A 14319-nucleotide genomic window follows, 5' to 3' on the forward strand; every position below is an offset into this window, starting at 1 on the left:
ATGAAGAGATCAGATTTTATCAAAAGCGGAGCTGCACTCGTCGGAGGGGCAGTTCTTTTAGGAAACGATACTATGGCAAAAGAAACATATCAACATAAAGATAACGTATTTAAGCTGGATTACGCTCCGCACCAGGGGATGTTTTCTGCCAGTGCCGGCAAAAACTTTGTCGACGAAATCAAGTACATGTACGACCTAGGATTCCGTAGCATTGAAGACAACGGAATGCCGGGCCGCTCCGTCGACGAACAGAATAAAATAGGTGAGACCCTTGCTAAATTAGGCATGCGTATGGGCGTTTTCGTGGTTCCAAAAGGCGGAAACGGCGCCAACACATTAGCGGCCGGCAAACAGGAGCATGTGGATATATTTCTCAAGGGATGCAGGGAGTCGGTGGAAGTCGCCAAACGCGTTAACGCGCGCTGGGTTACCGTGGTTCCCGGAGACTACCAGCGGAATCTGCCGCTGGGCGTGCAGACCGCTAACATTATAGAAGCGTTGAAACGCGGGGCAGAGATCTTTGAGCCACACGGTATTACGATGGTGCTTGAGCCACTGAGTGACACACCAGATCTTTTTTTACGGTATACCGACCAGACGTATGAAATCTGCAAAGCCGTCGGAAGCCCATCATGTAAGATATTGTATGATGCCTACCACCAGCAGAAAAACGAAGGAAATCTAATCAACTTAATGAATATGTGCTGGAGCGAGATTGCCTATGTACAGGTGGGCGATAACCCCGGACGCAAGGAACCGACTACCGGAGAAATCAATTATAAGAACGTGTTCAAGTGGTTGAAGGAAAAAGGATATACCGGCGTTGTCGGGATGGAGCATGGTATGTCTAAGGCTGGCGTGGAGGGTGAAAAGGCACTGGTGAATGCTTATCGGGAAGTGGATAATTTTTAATGCTAAATTAATTTAGCCACAAAATATTTTTGTTATTTAAGGAGAAGTAATATATTTATACTATAAACCTATCATCAGATGTCAACGTCAATACGATTTAAACTTTCTTTTATGATGTTCCTCGAATTCTTCATTTGGGGAGCATGGTTCGTCACTTTGGGGACGTTTTTGATTCAGAACCTAAAGGCTTCGCAGTTCGAAATAGCCAACGTTTTCTCCACCCAATCGTTAGGGGCAATTATCGCGCCTTTTATTATCGGAATGATCGCCGATCGCTATTTTAATGCCGAGCGAATTTTGGGTATCCTGCATCTGATAGGAGCCTTTTTAATGTTTCAGATGTACAACTCGTCGGACGTGGCTGTTTTTTATCCTTACGTGTTAACGTATATGATTCTATACATGCCTACGCTGTCGTTGGTCAACTCGGTTTCGTTTAGACAGCTGACTAATCCGGAAAAGCAGTTTTCCAGTATCCGCGTGTTTGGCACGATCGGGTGGATAGTGGCAGGCCTAACGATCAGTACGCTAGGATGGGATTCCGCGGAAGGGGCAGCCGAAGGAGCCTTGAGAAACACCTTTTTAATGGCCTCCATAGCGTCGTTGGTACTGGGCTTATTTTCGTTTGTATTACCGAAAACACCTCCGGTAAAAGTTACTTCAGACGAGAAACCGTCTTTTGCCTCGGTCATCGGGTTGGATGCCATTACTTTGTTAAAAGATAGAAACTATCTGGTATTTTTTATTTCGTCTATACTGATCTGTATCCCGTTGGCATTCTACTATCAGAACGCTAATCCTTTCCTGGTGGAAATCGGACTGACGAATGCGACAGGAAAGATGGCCATCGGGCAGGTGTCGGAAGCTGTTTTCTTACTCTTGTTGCCGGTTCTGTTTGTGCGTTTCGGATTTAAAAAGACGATTATCATCGGTATGCTTGCCTGGGTTGTACGTTATTTACTGTTTGCTTATGGAAATGCTGGCGATTTATCGTTTATGTTGATTATCGGTATCGCATTGCACGGTATATGCTACGATTTTTTCTTCGTCTCCGGACAGATCTATACCGACAGCAAAGCGGGAGTCAAGTATAAAAGTGCCGCGCAGGGATTGATCACGTTGGCAACTTACGGCGTGGGTCAGTTGATAGGCTTTTGGGTAGCCGGTTTTATTGGCGAGAAATATCAGGGGCTGAAGGCGACAGATGTGTCGGCTTTTTGGCAGCAAACATGGATCGTGCCCGCGGGAATCGCCCTTGTGGTGATGATCATTTTTATGATCCTGTTTAAAAATGAGAAAGTAGAGAACAAAACTATATAAAATATAATCAAACTAAATTGAAGAGATATGGCAGATAATGTTTATGACGCAATCGTCATCGGATCTGGAATAAGTGGTGGTTGGGCAGCAAAAGAGCTGACGGAGAAGGGACTGAAAACCATCATGCTGGAGCGGGGACGGAATGTTGAACATGTAAAGGATTACCATGCAAATAAAAATACGTGGGAGTATCCACACAGGGGAGGGCGTACGAAGCAGATGGAAGCAGACTATCCGGTGTTAAGACGCGATTATCCGTTGAACGAAAAGAACCTCGATTTCTGGGTCAACGAAAAAGAGAGCCCTTATACAGAAGTGAAGCGTTTTGACTGGTACCGCGGCTACCACGTGGGCGGTAGGTCGCTGATGTGGGGACGCCAAAGTTACCGTTTTTCCGATTTAGACTTCGAAGCCAATCTGAAAGATGGACATGGCACTGACTGGCCTATCCGATATGCCGATATAGCGCCGTGGTATAGTTATGCAGAGAAGTGGGCAGGTATATCCGGAAATAGAGACGGACTAGCGGTCCTGCCTGACGGCGATTTCATGCCGGCAATGGAGTTTAATGTTGTAGAAAAGGACCTTGCAGAACGTTTGAAAAAGGAATACGGCGGGAAACGTCACTTCATCATGGGGCGTACCGCAAATATCACGAAACCCCACACGGGCCGCGTGAACTGTCAGTATCAAAATCAATGTTGGCTTGGCTGTAACTTTGGCGCATATTTTAGTACGCAGTCGTCTACGTTACCTCCCGCCATGGCAACTGGTAATCTAACGTTGCGTCCGTTCTCGATTGTGACGAAGATAATCTACGACAAGGACACACAGAAAGCAAAAGGCGTAGAGATCGTTGATGCGGAAACAAATAAAACGTACGAGTTTTTCGCAAAGGTGATCTTCGTCTGTGCGTCGGCTTTTAACTCCACCTGGATATTGATGAATTCGGCTACGGACGTCTGGGAAGGCGGGCTTGGTAGCAGTTCAGGGGAGCTGGGACACAACGCGATGGACCACCACTTCCGCTGTGGCGCTGGTGGACGGATCGAAGGATACGAAGACAAGTATATCTTTGGACGTCGTCCGACAGGCTTATATGTACCAAGGTTTGTCAACGTAGATGGTGATACAAAAAAACGCGACTATGTACGCGGGTTTGGTTATCAGGGCGCTGCAAGCCGCGGCCGTTGGTCGGGAGAGGTCGCTGAAATGAGTGTAGGCGGCGACTGGAAAGACGCTATGCTTGAGCCGGGAGATTGGACAGTCGGGTTTACGGCATTCGGTGAAATCCTGCCTTATCATGAAAATAGAATCTATTTAGATAAGGACAAAAAGGACAAATGGGGGCTTCCGGTCCTGGCCATGGATATGGAAATAAAAGATAACGAGAAGAAAATGCGTGGCGACATGCAAAACGAAATGAAGGAGATGTTGGAGAAGATCGGTGTAAAAGATGTTTATACATATGACAACGAATATGCTTTCGGTATGGGTATCCACGAGATGGGAACAGCCCGTATGGGAACAGATCCGAAAAACTCCGTTCTGAATAAGCACAACCAGGTGTGGGATGCTAAAAACGTTTTTGTTACGGACGGAGCCGCAATGACGTCGGCAGCCTGTGTAAATCCTTCGTTGACCTACATGGCATTGACGGCACGCGCGGTAGACTTCGCAGTGAGTGAATTGAAAAAGGGTAATCTTTAAAATCAACTTTAAAAACGTATAAAAAGCTAACTATGAAGGAAAAAAATAATTCACGTAGAGATTTTATTAAGGGCGCGGCGCTGGCGGCTGCCGGTTTTATGATTGTACCCCGCCATGTGTTAGGCGGTACCGGGTTTGTCGCTCCCAGCGACAAGTTGATGATCGCCGGTATCGGAGTGGGCGGTAAGGGACAAAGTGATATTGCGTCATTTCATGCCAGTGGAAAGGCCGAGATTGCATTTCTGTGCGATGTCGACGACCGCCGTGCAGCGAATTCCGTAAAAGCATTTCCAAAAGCGAAGTACTACAGGGACTACCGCGAAATGCTCGATAAAGAACATAAGCATATCGATGCGGTGTCGATCTCTACTCCTGATCATAACCACGCTATCCAGTCGTTGGCAGCAATGCAACTAGGTAAGCACGTATACGTGCAAAAGCCGTTGACACACGACGTATGGGAAGCACGTGTTTTAACCGATGCTGCAAAGAAATACAAGGTGGTAACCCAGATGGGGAATCAAGGAGCATCAAACGATGGTCCACGTGAGATAAAAGAGTGGTTTGAGGCAGGACTTATTGGCGATGTCCATACCGTTTATTGCTGGACAGATCGGCCGGTATGGCCATCCGGTATTCCATGGCCAACACAGACGGCGCCAGTACCGAAAGAATTGGATTGGGATTTATGGCTAGGTACAGCACCTTACAAAGACTATATTGAAAAGCTCGTTCCATTCAACTGGCGCGGCTGGTGGGATTACGGAACCGGTGCCTTGGGAGATATGGGATGTCACCTGCTCGAAGTGCCATTTAGCACGCTGGGGCTGCGGTATATTCAGGACGTACAGGCTACCGTTGGAACAATCTATGCCGACGAGTTCAAACGAGCCTACTATCCCGAGAGCTGTCCACCATCCAGCCACGTTACGATGACATTTCCTAAGACGCCGAAAACGGCCGGCCCCGTAACCCTACACTGGATGGACGGTGGCATTCAGCCAACTCGTCCGGAGGAACTCGGGCCAAACGAGATCTTCGGCGACGGAGGAAACGGTATCTTGTTAATAGGAACCAAAGGGAAAATTTTGGCGGACACATACGGCGACAACGCGCGTTTGTTACCTACCACAAGAAAAGAAACGGTAGCGCAGAAATATGCACGTGTACCCGGAAAAGCCAACGGACATTACGCCCAGTGGGTTGAAGCCTGTATCGCCGGGTACGGTAAGAAAGAAGTGAGTGCGCCATTTGAGATTTCCGGACCGCTAACCGAAGCATTACTGATGGCAAATCTGGCTATCCGCGGAGCAGACTTACGTATCGACGGAAAGTATCCGGGGAGAAACCTGAAATTGCTTTGGGACAATGATCAGATGAAGGTAACTAACTTCGACGTGGTGAACCAGTTTGTGAAACGTCAATATCGCCAAGGTTGGGAAGTAAACTATAAAATTTAACTAAAGACACTGAACAATGAATAGAAGAGAGGCAATTCAACGGGTGGCAATGTTGATCGGAGGCTCGGTGATCGGTGCAAACCTGTTCCTCGAGGGCTGTACGAGACCAGCCTCAAAAGATGTTGCGACCTTATTCGAAGAAGATAAGACAAACTTCCTGGGGGACCTCGCGGAAGCGATCCTGCCGAAAACATCTACACCCGGCGCTAAAGAAGCCGGTGTAGGTGAGTTTATACCTGTCATGATCCGTGACTGCTACAATGAAGCCGATCAGAAAGCTTTTATGGAAGGACTGGCAGATGTAGACGACCGCGCCAAGAAGGAGTTCGGTAAAAAGTTCCAGGAACTTTCTAAAGAGGAACAACTTCAATTCGTAAACCAGTACGATAAGGAGGCAAAAGCGTTCCAGAAGGATAGAGATGCGAAACAAGGCGAAATCTATGCGAAAGCTAAAGAACAAGGTAAGAAAGAGGAAGAAGCCGAGTACCTTCCTAATCACTTCTTCCATATGCTAAAGCAGTTGACGCTAACAGGCTTTTTCACTTCGGAGGTGGGGATGACAAAAGCCTTACGATATGTTAAAATTCCCGGACGATATGACGGAAACTATCCGTATAAAAAGGGAGATCGTGCTTTTGCATCGTAATCCTTACGTCGAATGATTTAGAGGCTGTCCAAAAAGGCTGACGTCGTCGTCATGGCGACGACGTCAAAAAAGTGCAGGTTATTCATTCGTGTCGATTTTCAAAGACATTCATGAGTTCTCTGCATTCGGTTTCCACGTCGCTTGCTCCTCGCAGTGATGGGGTTTGCCGCCGTTTTGGACAGCCTTCTTTACAGAACTGTTCCGGCCGGGGCAGGTCAATTTGTCAACTGCATTAAAAACACTGCTTTGTCTCCGTGTTTGATAGAAAAGTCAATTTTGTTTCCATCTATTGAATGGTTGATCGTTACAGATTCTCCTAGTTTTAACTCTTTAATATAGTTGATGTCAACGGTCTTAAAATGCCGTTTCAGCACGGTTTCCGGATCGAGTGTGTCCAGGCACCAGTCTGTATATTTTACATTATTGACGTGATTTACAATATCCAGGTCGGATAACTTCGGCGTATAGTGTACCGTTTGCTCACACAGCGTTTTCGCTTCTATCCGCTTGAAAGGCTCGTTTGTTGCCGTGCGGCCTGTCTGAATAATAACGGGATCGACGGCAGCTTTTAGGTCTTCCGACTTCCGCGATCTCACGTTGAACACCGCCCAGAAAGTCGTCGCTCCCGCGATCTTTTCGCCGTTTTGTAAAATTTCGAAATTACGGACAGACCGGTTGCCTAGAAAGTCCTGCACCCAAGTCCGGACGGTTATTTGCTCTAAGAAGCGGGGAAGTCTGTCGATCTCTATACGGACACGGCTAAGTACCCAGGATTGATGGCTTTTCGACATCTCCATATAACCGAACCCGAGAAGTGTCGCGTGATCGGATGCCGTGAGCTGCAGGAGATTGCTCAATTCGCTATACCTTAGATACCCGTTGGAGTAACATTGGGTAAAGTTTATCGTGTAGGAATTCGAATAAATTGTTGGCTGCATAAAATAAATGTCATAAAGTGTGAAATAATGTAAATAATTTGTTGTGCATTATGAAATATATTCTGTGAATATTTATATTTAGTTAATCAATAAGAAGCTTTCGTAGAATTGTTTATTTTCATTTTGTGATATGATTGGAGAAATTATAGAAAAGGAACATATAGGTGATTATAAAATTATTCCGGCGGCGGTAGACAAGACTGATTCTTTACACAGTAAGCTGTTGGCCGCACAACGTTTGGGAAATGAGTTTAAATCGAAAACGACGATGGTGTTCCAGACGGAAGACGGTCCGAAAAGAATAGAAACAACGGTATGGTCGCTGACGGAGCAGTATGTTCAGATAAAGGCCGGTGTGCTGATACCGCTCAAATCGATAATAGAGGTCGACTTCTGATAAGTTCCGTACAGACAGCATGGAGGCCGTTTAATGTTTAAAAGGTAATACGAACACTATCTTCGTGTGAAGCGGGGCATTATTAGGAAGGATCTTACGATAAAAAGGGAGCCTCAGACTCCGGTTTATGGGGGGAACAGTATACACCGCTTCTACTCTACGGACATGTAAAAGACTGCGTAGAACCTAGTATGTTGAAGCGGTACACGCCGAAACAACAAAAGCTCTTGCTTCTGCAAGAGCTTTTTGTTTGTCGGGATGGCCGGATTTGAACCGACGACCTCCAGCACCCCATGCTGGCGCGATACCGGGCTACGCTACATCCCGAGGATGTGTTAAAGATAATAGAAAAAATAAAATTCCGAAAACTTTCGTCTTGTTTCTATTAAAGTGAAGAGCCCATCTTACGACGAGCTCTCTGGTACCTAGGGCGGGAATCGAACCCGCACTCCTTTAACAGGAACAGGATTTTAAGTCCTGCGTGTCTACCAGTTCCACCACCTAGGCAACTGAGCGAAAGACGAGATTCGAACTCGCGACCCCAACCTTGGCAAGGTTGTGCTCTACCAACTGAGCTACTTTCGCTTGCGACGATGCAAATATAGACAGAAAATCTTATTCTTAAAATAATTTTACCGTTTTTTGATGTGGACAAAGCTAACATGCTATAAATGTGTATAATATTTTTTGATATTTAATATGTCCGTAGCCGGCAGTAGACAGCCTATCGCAGTGCTCCGCAGGCAGACCGCGGTCAAAACTTTGTCTTTTTGTTCAAGTGGTTCAATATTTGCTTATTTTTGCTGTAAATCAATATTGCTATGAAGGATTTCTATCGTTTTGTTTTGTCTGTTATAGGTGCGCTGTCTTGTTTATCCGCGTATAGTGATACTTACCCCGAGGTGATTTTTGACAACAGCTTGGTGAAAGGCGTGTATGCAAAGAGCAGAGTGGTCTATCAGGGGCAGTCATGGGTGGAAAACCTTAATCATCACCTGTTGGTGTCGGACACATTATTTTTCACGCCAGGAAACGCGTTGTCGTTAACGTATCGATCGGCTGCCGACGGAAATTGGGCGGTAGATCTGCAATACAGCCGTCAAAAACTGAACTATAAGGTCGAGAACAGCGATTTCCTCGTCATGAAAGTCTTTGTAAAAAGTGAGCATACAAAAGCCGGAGACCTTCCTAAAATACAGATATTGCAAAAAGGATCAGAGACAGATCTCCTTCTATTAGCCGATTTTGCTGAGGACTTTGAGCAGAACACATGGATAAACGTCAAAATTCCGATTACAAAGTTTAGGAATTTAATGGCCAATGAGCCGATTACAGCCATTCGGCTGGTACAAAACCGCGCAGGCAACCGAACACACCAACTGTTTATAGATCAGGTAGAGTTTTTGCCGAAGAACGTGTCGCATGTGAAGCTATCTTCGCCGGCCATACTCTCGTCGGCTGTTGCTTACGACAAACAGGTTCATTTACAATGGCAGCTTCCGCTGACACCCTCCATCCGATATATAAAAATATACCGGTCGGAAGATAACAAAGAGTACGTACCGGTAGGCATCCGCCCCATCTCAATGCAAAGCTGCCTCGACTATGTGCCCGATGTTAACAGAAGCTACTACTATAAAATAGCATGGGTAGACTACAACTATATGGAGTCTCCTTTTTCGGCAGTCAAGGAGGTGAAGACCAAACGCCTGGAGGAGCATGAACTGTTGGACCTCGTACAAAGTGCACATGTTAACTATTTTTCGGAGAACTATGATATCAATAGCGGTATGTATCTGCCGTTCCGTATGAAGGAGCGGGCGCTGGTTTCGATTAAAGAAAGCGGGAACGCGGTACTGAGCATGATCGTAGGCGTAGAGCGGGGACGGATAAATAGACAGACGGCCGTCAGCAGGATCTCCCGGATGGTCTTTTTCCTGTCGAAAGCCCAAAATCGCTATGGTATTTTTCCGGCATATTTCGATGGTCGTACGGGATTGCCCGACTACCGCAGCGATGAGGCAAGCTATGACGTGGTGGCTACCGCGGCGATGGTCGAGGCGCTGCTGGTTGCCAGACAGTATTTTACCAAGGAAGACGAACAGGAGACCGATCTCAGAAACAGAATTACAAAGCTCTGGGAAGGGATTCAATGGGATAAGCTCCTCGCACCGGGATACACTGACGTGCTGGTCGAGAAGATCTCCGGTGTGGATTCGACAAGACAATATCCAACACTCGGCGGGATTAACGAATCGCTTAACGCTTATCTGCTGGCGATGAGCGCGCCTACACACCGCATTCCTCTTTCGGCATATGAAAACGGCGTGAAGTACGTCGATCTTGCTTATTCTTCGTATTACAAAAAGATGGATAGCCTGGTTCGCGACACTGCATCTTTTGTGCGTGAGACATTCCGGCTGGCTTTTAACCCCATCGGAGGAAAAGACCTGCTCGGGCTGGGGGAACGGGTTCCGGTACGGAGAGACACCATGCTCTATGGAGAACGACTGCCCTTCGGTTATACCGGGGGCAGCCTGCTGGAATTTTATAAGCCGTTTTTCACCATACGCCCAGCGCTGCTGAAAGACCCCGACGTTAACTTCGAAGAAGCAATCCGCAGCTATATCAAGGTACGCAAGCGGAGAGACAACGAAATCGGTGTCGGATCGACAAACTCCGATATCTGGGGGTTTTATCAGCTTAACGACACTACGGGGAGCTATCGGATCAACCCCGCGATCGCCCCGTCGTCGATGTTTTTATTAGAGAATGAAGGAAAGAGATCTGTACTCGCACTTTATGACAACTTCGGTGAAAGCTTTTTCACAGAGTACGGCTTTAGGGCCTGGCTGGACCTGCGCAACAACGACGTGTCGGACGAATATTTTTCTACAAATCAGGCAGCTGTGGCCGTCTGTTTGGAAAATGCACGGTCGGGTTTGATCTGGAATCTTTACAAGGATATACCGGAAGTTAAGCAACTCCTGGCGAAGCTGTTTGAACGCCGGTAAAATCGCAATTAAATCAACGTTTACCGACGGAAATTATTATCTTTACGACGTTACTTAAAGCTAATTTCATGAAACATATAAGTACTGTTGCACTGATGGCAGCCGTAGCACTTGGCTTCGGCTCTTGTAAGCAGCAAGCGATTATGGTCAATCCCGGCGCTGTCGTTACGAAAGATGGAACCGACGACGGTTTGAAGAATGTCAAAAGCGAATTTGAAGATGCGACAAGGACAAACGAGGGCATCAAATTCACGATATCATCCGACCTTTTGTTTCCAACGAACTCCTCCTATCTGACAGATAAGGCTAAGGTAGAGCTGAGTAAGCTTGCAAAGCTCCTGAAAGAGGATACATCGAAGAAAATCCGTGTCGATGGCCATACCGATTCTACGGGGGAGGCGGGGTATAACCAATGGCTTTCCGAAAAGCGGGCGGCTTCGGTCAAGAAGTTTCTGGAAGATGCAGGGATCGCTTCATCGCGTATCACGACTAAGGGGGTAGGACAGACGAAGCCTGTTGCCGACAATAAAACCCCGGAAGGACGTCAGAAGAACAGAAGGGTAGAGGTCATTATCTTAAATTAATCCACCTACACTATAGTGAAGTTATTGTTACCTAGAAGTGGTCTGAGGATCTCTTCTAGGTAACTTTTTTAACGGGCATTCCAGTTGCCCTCCGGCGCCGCGGCCGCCCATTAACCTGCTACCGGAAGATTTGTACTTACCGCAATGCGGTTCCAACCATTTATGGTAACGATCGCGATGATGATCTGCGCTATCGTCTGTTCGTCGAACAGTCTGGCGGCACGGCGATAGGTTTCCTCAGATAAGCCCGCCTTCGGCAGTAGCGTGATTTCCTCTGTCATGGCCAACATTACTTTTTCCTCTTCGGTAAATAGGTTTGTCTCCTTCCAGGCGTTTAATAGGAATATACGCTGACTGGTTTCGCCCGCCGCCAGCGCGTCGCTCGTGTGCATATTAATGCAAAAAGCACAGCCGTTGAGCTGGGAAGCACGGATTTTAATAAGCTCTTTTTGAATTGTTGTAAGCTTACTGCCCTGTAGGTATACTTCTAAAGCATACATAGCTTTGTAAGCAGCTGGTTCTACCGCATTGATGTTGATTCGTGTTGTCATATTCTTATTGTTTTCGATACACAAAGGTAGATCCAATAGATCACAAGAAACTTAAACCAGTTTAAGCGTATGCTATATGCTTAAAAAAATAGTTATTCTGTTCTGCAAAAGCCGCGCTCGGCCTAGGCTTGTGAAGTCGCCTGATTCAGTTTACGTTTGATCTCGCTTAAATATTCAGGGGTCATCTGTAAATAGGAAGCCAGCATCTGCTGGGGTATTCGACGTGTGAACTCGGGAAAGCTGTTGTGAAACTTTACGTACGCTTCCTCTTTTGAGTAATCTGTGAGATATTTTATACGGTTTTGAGAGGCCGCGTAGGCCCGTTGATAAAGGAGGCGAAAATAGCGTTCCATGGATGGTACTTCTTTTAATAATGCTTCCTGCGAGGTATAATCTATTGCGAATACTTCGGCCGGTTCAACAGCCTGTATCGTAAAGGCTGACGCTTCGCGCTTTTCAAAAGCCAGATAGTCACTTAGCCACCATCCTTCGATAGCAAATTGCACCGTTTGTTCCACGCCTTTCTCCGTAATGAAGAACATGCGTAGGCAGCCCTTTTTAACAAAAAAATTGTATCGGCAGCGCTCCCCCTCGCCGAGAAGGATCTGCTTTTTCTTAACATGCTGGACATTAAAGAATGGTGCCAGCTTACGGGCTTCTTCGGGCCTTAAAACTATAAACTTATGTATATGCTGTATGAGGTCTTCCATCTTCTGTGCGTTGGACTATCGGACAATAAAGATAGAAAATTGTCGTTTCCCATTGAAGCATCCGACCGGTTAATATTTATTGATTTTCAAAAAACAAGTATCCTCCCATTTTGTTATTTATGCGTATCGGGCTGTTGTTCCAAAACAATGGAAGCCTTACACAGCGAAAAATAATTAATATACAAATGCGACAGACTGTTTTTACCGCACTGCTTATCTTTTTCTCAATCGGTGTTTCGGCGCAGCACCTTCGTCCCGGCTTCGACAAAGAAGAATTCATGGAGCTTCTGCGTATAAATGCACGCTTCTCGGAATCGGCTGCAAAAGCGAAGCTGATACCTTTGCCCAATAGATCTGTGTTTGTTTATAAAAGTCCTGTGATCGGTCTGGCCAACTTATGGCAATTATGGTTAAAAGACGGCAACGTCGGTGTAATAAGTACGCGCGGGACGACCAGAGAGGGAATCAGCTGGCTAGCTAATCTGTACGCCGCTCAGGTACCTGCAAAGGGTACGCTGACGATTGATACTAACTTCGTATTTAATTATGACCTGGCTCAACATCCTCATGCAGCTGTTCATGTGGGTTACCTGCTTAGTTCCGCATTTTTGATAAGGGACATGCTTCCTAAAATTGACTCCTGCTATAAAAGCGGAATTAAAGACTTCATTATTGCAGGGCATAGTCAGGGGGGAGGCCTGAGTTATATACTGACAGCATACTTTTTAGGGCTACAGCGGCTTGGTCAGCTACCTGCTGACATACGGTTCAAGACATACACAAGTGCGAGTCCAAAACCGGGAAATCTATACTTCGCCTATGAATATGAGCATCTAACGCGTGGGGGCTGGGCATTCAATGTTACCAGCACAGAAGACTGGGTGCCTCAGACGCCGTCCACGGTGCAGACACTGGAGGATTTTCCTACAGTTAACCCGTTGCCCTTATTGCAGCAGTCGATCAAGACGCAACCCCTCCTGAAACGTTTGTTCCTCAGGAAGATTGTGAAAAATGTAATGCGGCCCTCGCAGAAAACAGTAAGCGTATATGAAAAATACCTCGGCACCTTCACAGCGAAGAATATCCGGAAAAAGCTTCCACAGTTTAAAGAACCAACGTATAGCAGGGGAAGCAACTATGTTCGCGCCGGCGCACAGATCGTACTTTATCCCGATCGCGAATACTACAGAAAGTTCCCCGTGCCCGAAGACAACAGGGACATTATGTTTCACCATTCGCTACCTCCTTATTACTATCTTGTAGAACAATACGATGTGCCGGCCCCGGCTTATGACTAAATATGTCGGCGCTTTTGGCCGAAAATTTCCGATAGGGGTCGCTGAAAAGAAGGGGATCTATCGACGGGGACAGCTCCGGCCGGAACAGGACGATTGCTGGGAGGCGTACGCAACCTGGCGCAGTCCTTAGGAACACGAAAGGCGATCAAGTTCAGCCTGTATATTTTCCCGGGCGCGTTGTTCGTACCGCCGTTGAAAATCGCTGGTCTGGAATATTGCGGGTCGGGTGGATAGCGCCTTCAATACGTTAATCCGTCCCCGGCGGTAGATAGCATCCGGGTATAGGATGTACTCCTGGCGGACTGCGTGCATATATCGCGTATAGACGTCTCTGGGCTGACCTAAAATCGACAGGTCGGCATCCAGAAAAAGCTGTAGGTCATTGTCGGACGTAGGGCCATGCGTCTTGGTGGCCATGATGTACCGGCAGGTTTGCTGTTGGACCGTTGCATCCCGCCCCAAAAGGCGCAGACGCTTTTCTGCAAGGACTGCACTCGCCTCTTCGTTATCCTTCGCCGCCGGGTTATAGACGATGTCGTGATAGAAGAGGGCCAACAGAAAGACGTCCGGCGCCTCTAGTTGCTGTAAAAACGGCGATGATTCCTTGAGCATATGTTCAAGATGGGCCAGATTATGATAATGACGCGCAGAATCAGAATAGGCCGCCGCGATCTCCGACCAGAGTTCGTCTGTTAAATGCTCGTCAACGTTCAGGCCGGCCATAAGATCGTGGAACGATGATTGGACGGCAAAATAGCTGTTCATAAGTTACCCATTGT

At 46.8% G+C, this 14319-nt stretch carries 13 protein-coding genes and 3 tRNA genes; 9 read left to right on the forward strand and 7 right to left on the reverse strand.

What is annotated here, in order from left to right:
* The 5 genes from BC792_RS04835 to BC792_RS04855 all read left to right on the forward strand — a co-directional run bounded on the left by BC792_RS04835 (position 1) and on the right by BC792_RS04855 (position 6048).
* Positions 1-912, forward strand: coding sequence for a hydroxypyruvate isomerase family protein (locus BC792_RS04835; RefSeq protein ID WP_148907857.1), 912 nt, complete (start codon positions 1-3; stop codon positions 910-912).
* 78 nt (positions 913-990) lie between these two features.
* Positions 991-2232: an MFS transporter gene (locus BC792_RS04840; protein ID WP_148907858.1), complete on the forward strand. Its 1242-nt coding sequence runs from the start codon at positions 991-993 to the stop codon at positions 2230-2232.
* Positions 2233-2259: 27 nt separating this feature from the next.
* Positions 2260-3942: a GMC oxidoreductase gene (locus BC792_RS04845; RefSeq protein ID WP_148907859.1), complete on the forward strand. Its 1683-nt coding sequence runs from the start codon at positions 2260-2262 to the stop codon at positions 3940-3942.
* Between the two features lie 32 nt (positions 3943-3974).
* Positions 3975-5402, forward strand: coding sequence for a Gfo/Idh/MocA family protein (locus BC792_RS04850; protein ID WP_148907860.1), 1428 nt, complete (start codon positions 3975-3977; stop codon positions 5400-5402).
* Between the two features lie 16 nt (positions 5403-5418).
* Entirely contained in the window at positions 5419-6048 is a 630-nt protein-coding gene (locus BC792_RS04855; protein WP_148907861.1) for a gluconate 2-dehydrogenase subunit 3 family protein, read from the forward strand.
* Between the two features lie 215 nt (positions 6049-6263).
* Here BC792_RS04855 and BC792_RS04860 read toward each other — a convergent pair whose 3' ends face one another.
* The gene (locus tag BC792_RS04860; RefSeq protein WP_148907862.1) at positions 6264-6986 is read right to left on the reverse strand and encodes an acyl-[acyl-carrier-protein] thioesterase; all 723 of its coding nucleotides are present in this window, start codon (positions 6984-6986) and stop codon (positions 6264-6266) included.
* 130 nt (positions 6987-7116) lie between these two features.
* On the opposite strand from BC792_RS04860, the gene BC792_RS04865 reads away from it, so the two are divergent.
* Complete coding sequence (locus tag BC792_RS04865) at positions 7117-7383, forward strand: hypothetical protein (RefSeq protein WP_148907863.1); 267 nt, start codon at positions 7117-7119, stop codon at positions 7381-7383.
* A gap of 253 nt (positions 7384-7636) precedes the next feature.
* Here the strand turns inward: BC792_RS04865 and BC792_RS04870 are convergent.
* The 3 genes from BC792_RS04870 to BC792_RS04880 all read right to left on the reverse strand — a co-directional run bounded on the left by BC792_RS04870 (position 7637) and on the right by BC792_RS04880 (position 7968).
* Positions 7637-7710, reverse strand: a tRNA-Pro gene (locus tag BC792_RS04870).
* Positions 7711-7802: 92 nt separating this feature from the next.
* Positions 7803-7890 (reverse strand) — tRNA-Leu (locus BC792_RS04875).
* A gap of 5 nt (positions 7891-7895) precedes the next feature.
* Positions 7896-7968, reverse strand: a tRNA-Gly gene (locus BC792_RS04880).
* A gap of 236 nt (positions 7969-8204) precedes the next feature.
* Between BC792_RS04880 and BC792_RS04885 the strand changes: the two genes are divergently transcribed.
* Together BC792_RS04885 and BC792_RS04890 are read left to right on the forward strand one after the other, a co-directional pair.
* On the forward strand, positions 8205-10397 hold the full coding sequence (locus BC792_RS04885; RefSeq protein ID WP_148907864.1) for a glucoamylase family protein: 2193 nt from the start codon (positions 8205-8207) through the stop codon (positions 10395-10397).
* A gap of 68 nt (positions 10398-10465) precedes the next feature.
* The gene (locus BC792_RS04890) at positions 10466-10981 is read left to right on the forward strand and encodes an OmpA family protein (RefSeq protein ID WP_148907865.1); all 516 of its coding nucleotides are present in this window, start codon (positions 10466-10468) and stop codon (positions 10979-10981) included.
* Between the two features lie 110 nt (positions 10982-11091).
* Here BC792_RS04890 and BC792_RS04895 read toward each other — a convergent pair whose 3' ends face one another.
* Both BC792_RS04895 and BC792_RS04900 read right to left on the reverse strand, forming a co-directional pair.
* Positions 11092-11532: a carboxymuconolactone decarboxylase family protein gene (locus BC792_RS04895; protein WP_148907866.1), complete on the reverse strand. Its 441-nt coding sequence runs from the start codon at positions 11530-11532 to the stop codon at positions 11092-11094.
* A 122-nt stretch (positions 11533-11654) separates the two neighbouring features.
* Positions 11655-12242, reverse strand: coding sequence for a Crp/Fnr family transcriptional regulator (locus BC792_RS04900; RefSeq protein ID WP_148907867.1), 588 nt, complete (start codon positions 12240-12242; stop codon positions 11655-11657).
* Between the two features lie 185 nt (positions 12243-12427).
* Here BC792_RS04900 and BC792_RS04905 point away from each other — a divergent pair, with 185 nt between their 5' ends.
* Complete coding sequence (locus BC792_RS04905; RefSeq protein ID WP_148907868.1) at positions 12428-13540, forward strand: lipase family protein; 1113 nt, start codon at positions 12428-12430, stop codon at positions 13538-13540.
* A 126-nt stretch (positions 13541-13666) separates the two neighbouring features.
* Here BC792_RS04905 and BC792_RS04910 read toward each other — a convergent pair whose 3' ends face one another.
* Positions 13667-14305 (reverse strand): HD domain-containing protein, encoded by a 639-nt coding sequence (locus tag BC792_RS04910; protein ID WP_148907869.1) that lies wholly within the window; start codon positions 14303-14305, stop codon positions 13667-13669.
* Positions 14306-14319 lie beyond the last annotated feature (14 nt).

The organism is Sphingobacterium allocomposti (assembly GCF_008124885.1).
GTDB classification, from domain to species: Bacteria; Bacteroidota; Bacteroidia; order Sphingobacteriales; family Sphingobacteriaceae; genus Sphingobacterium; species Sphingobacterium allocomposti.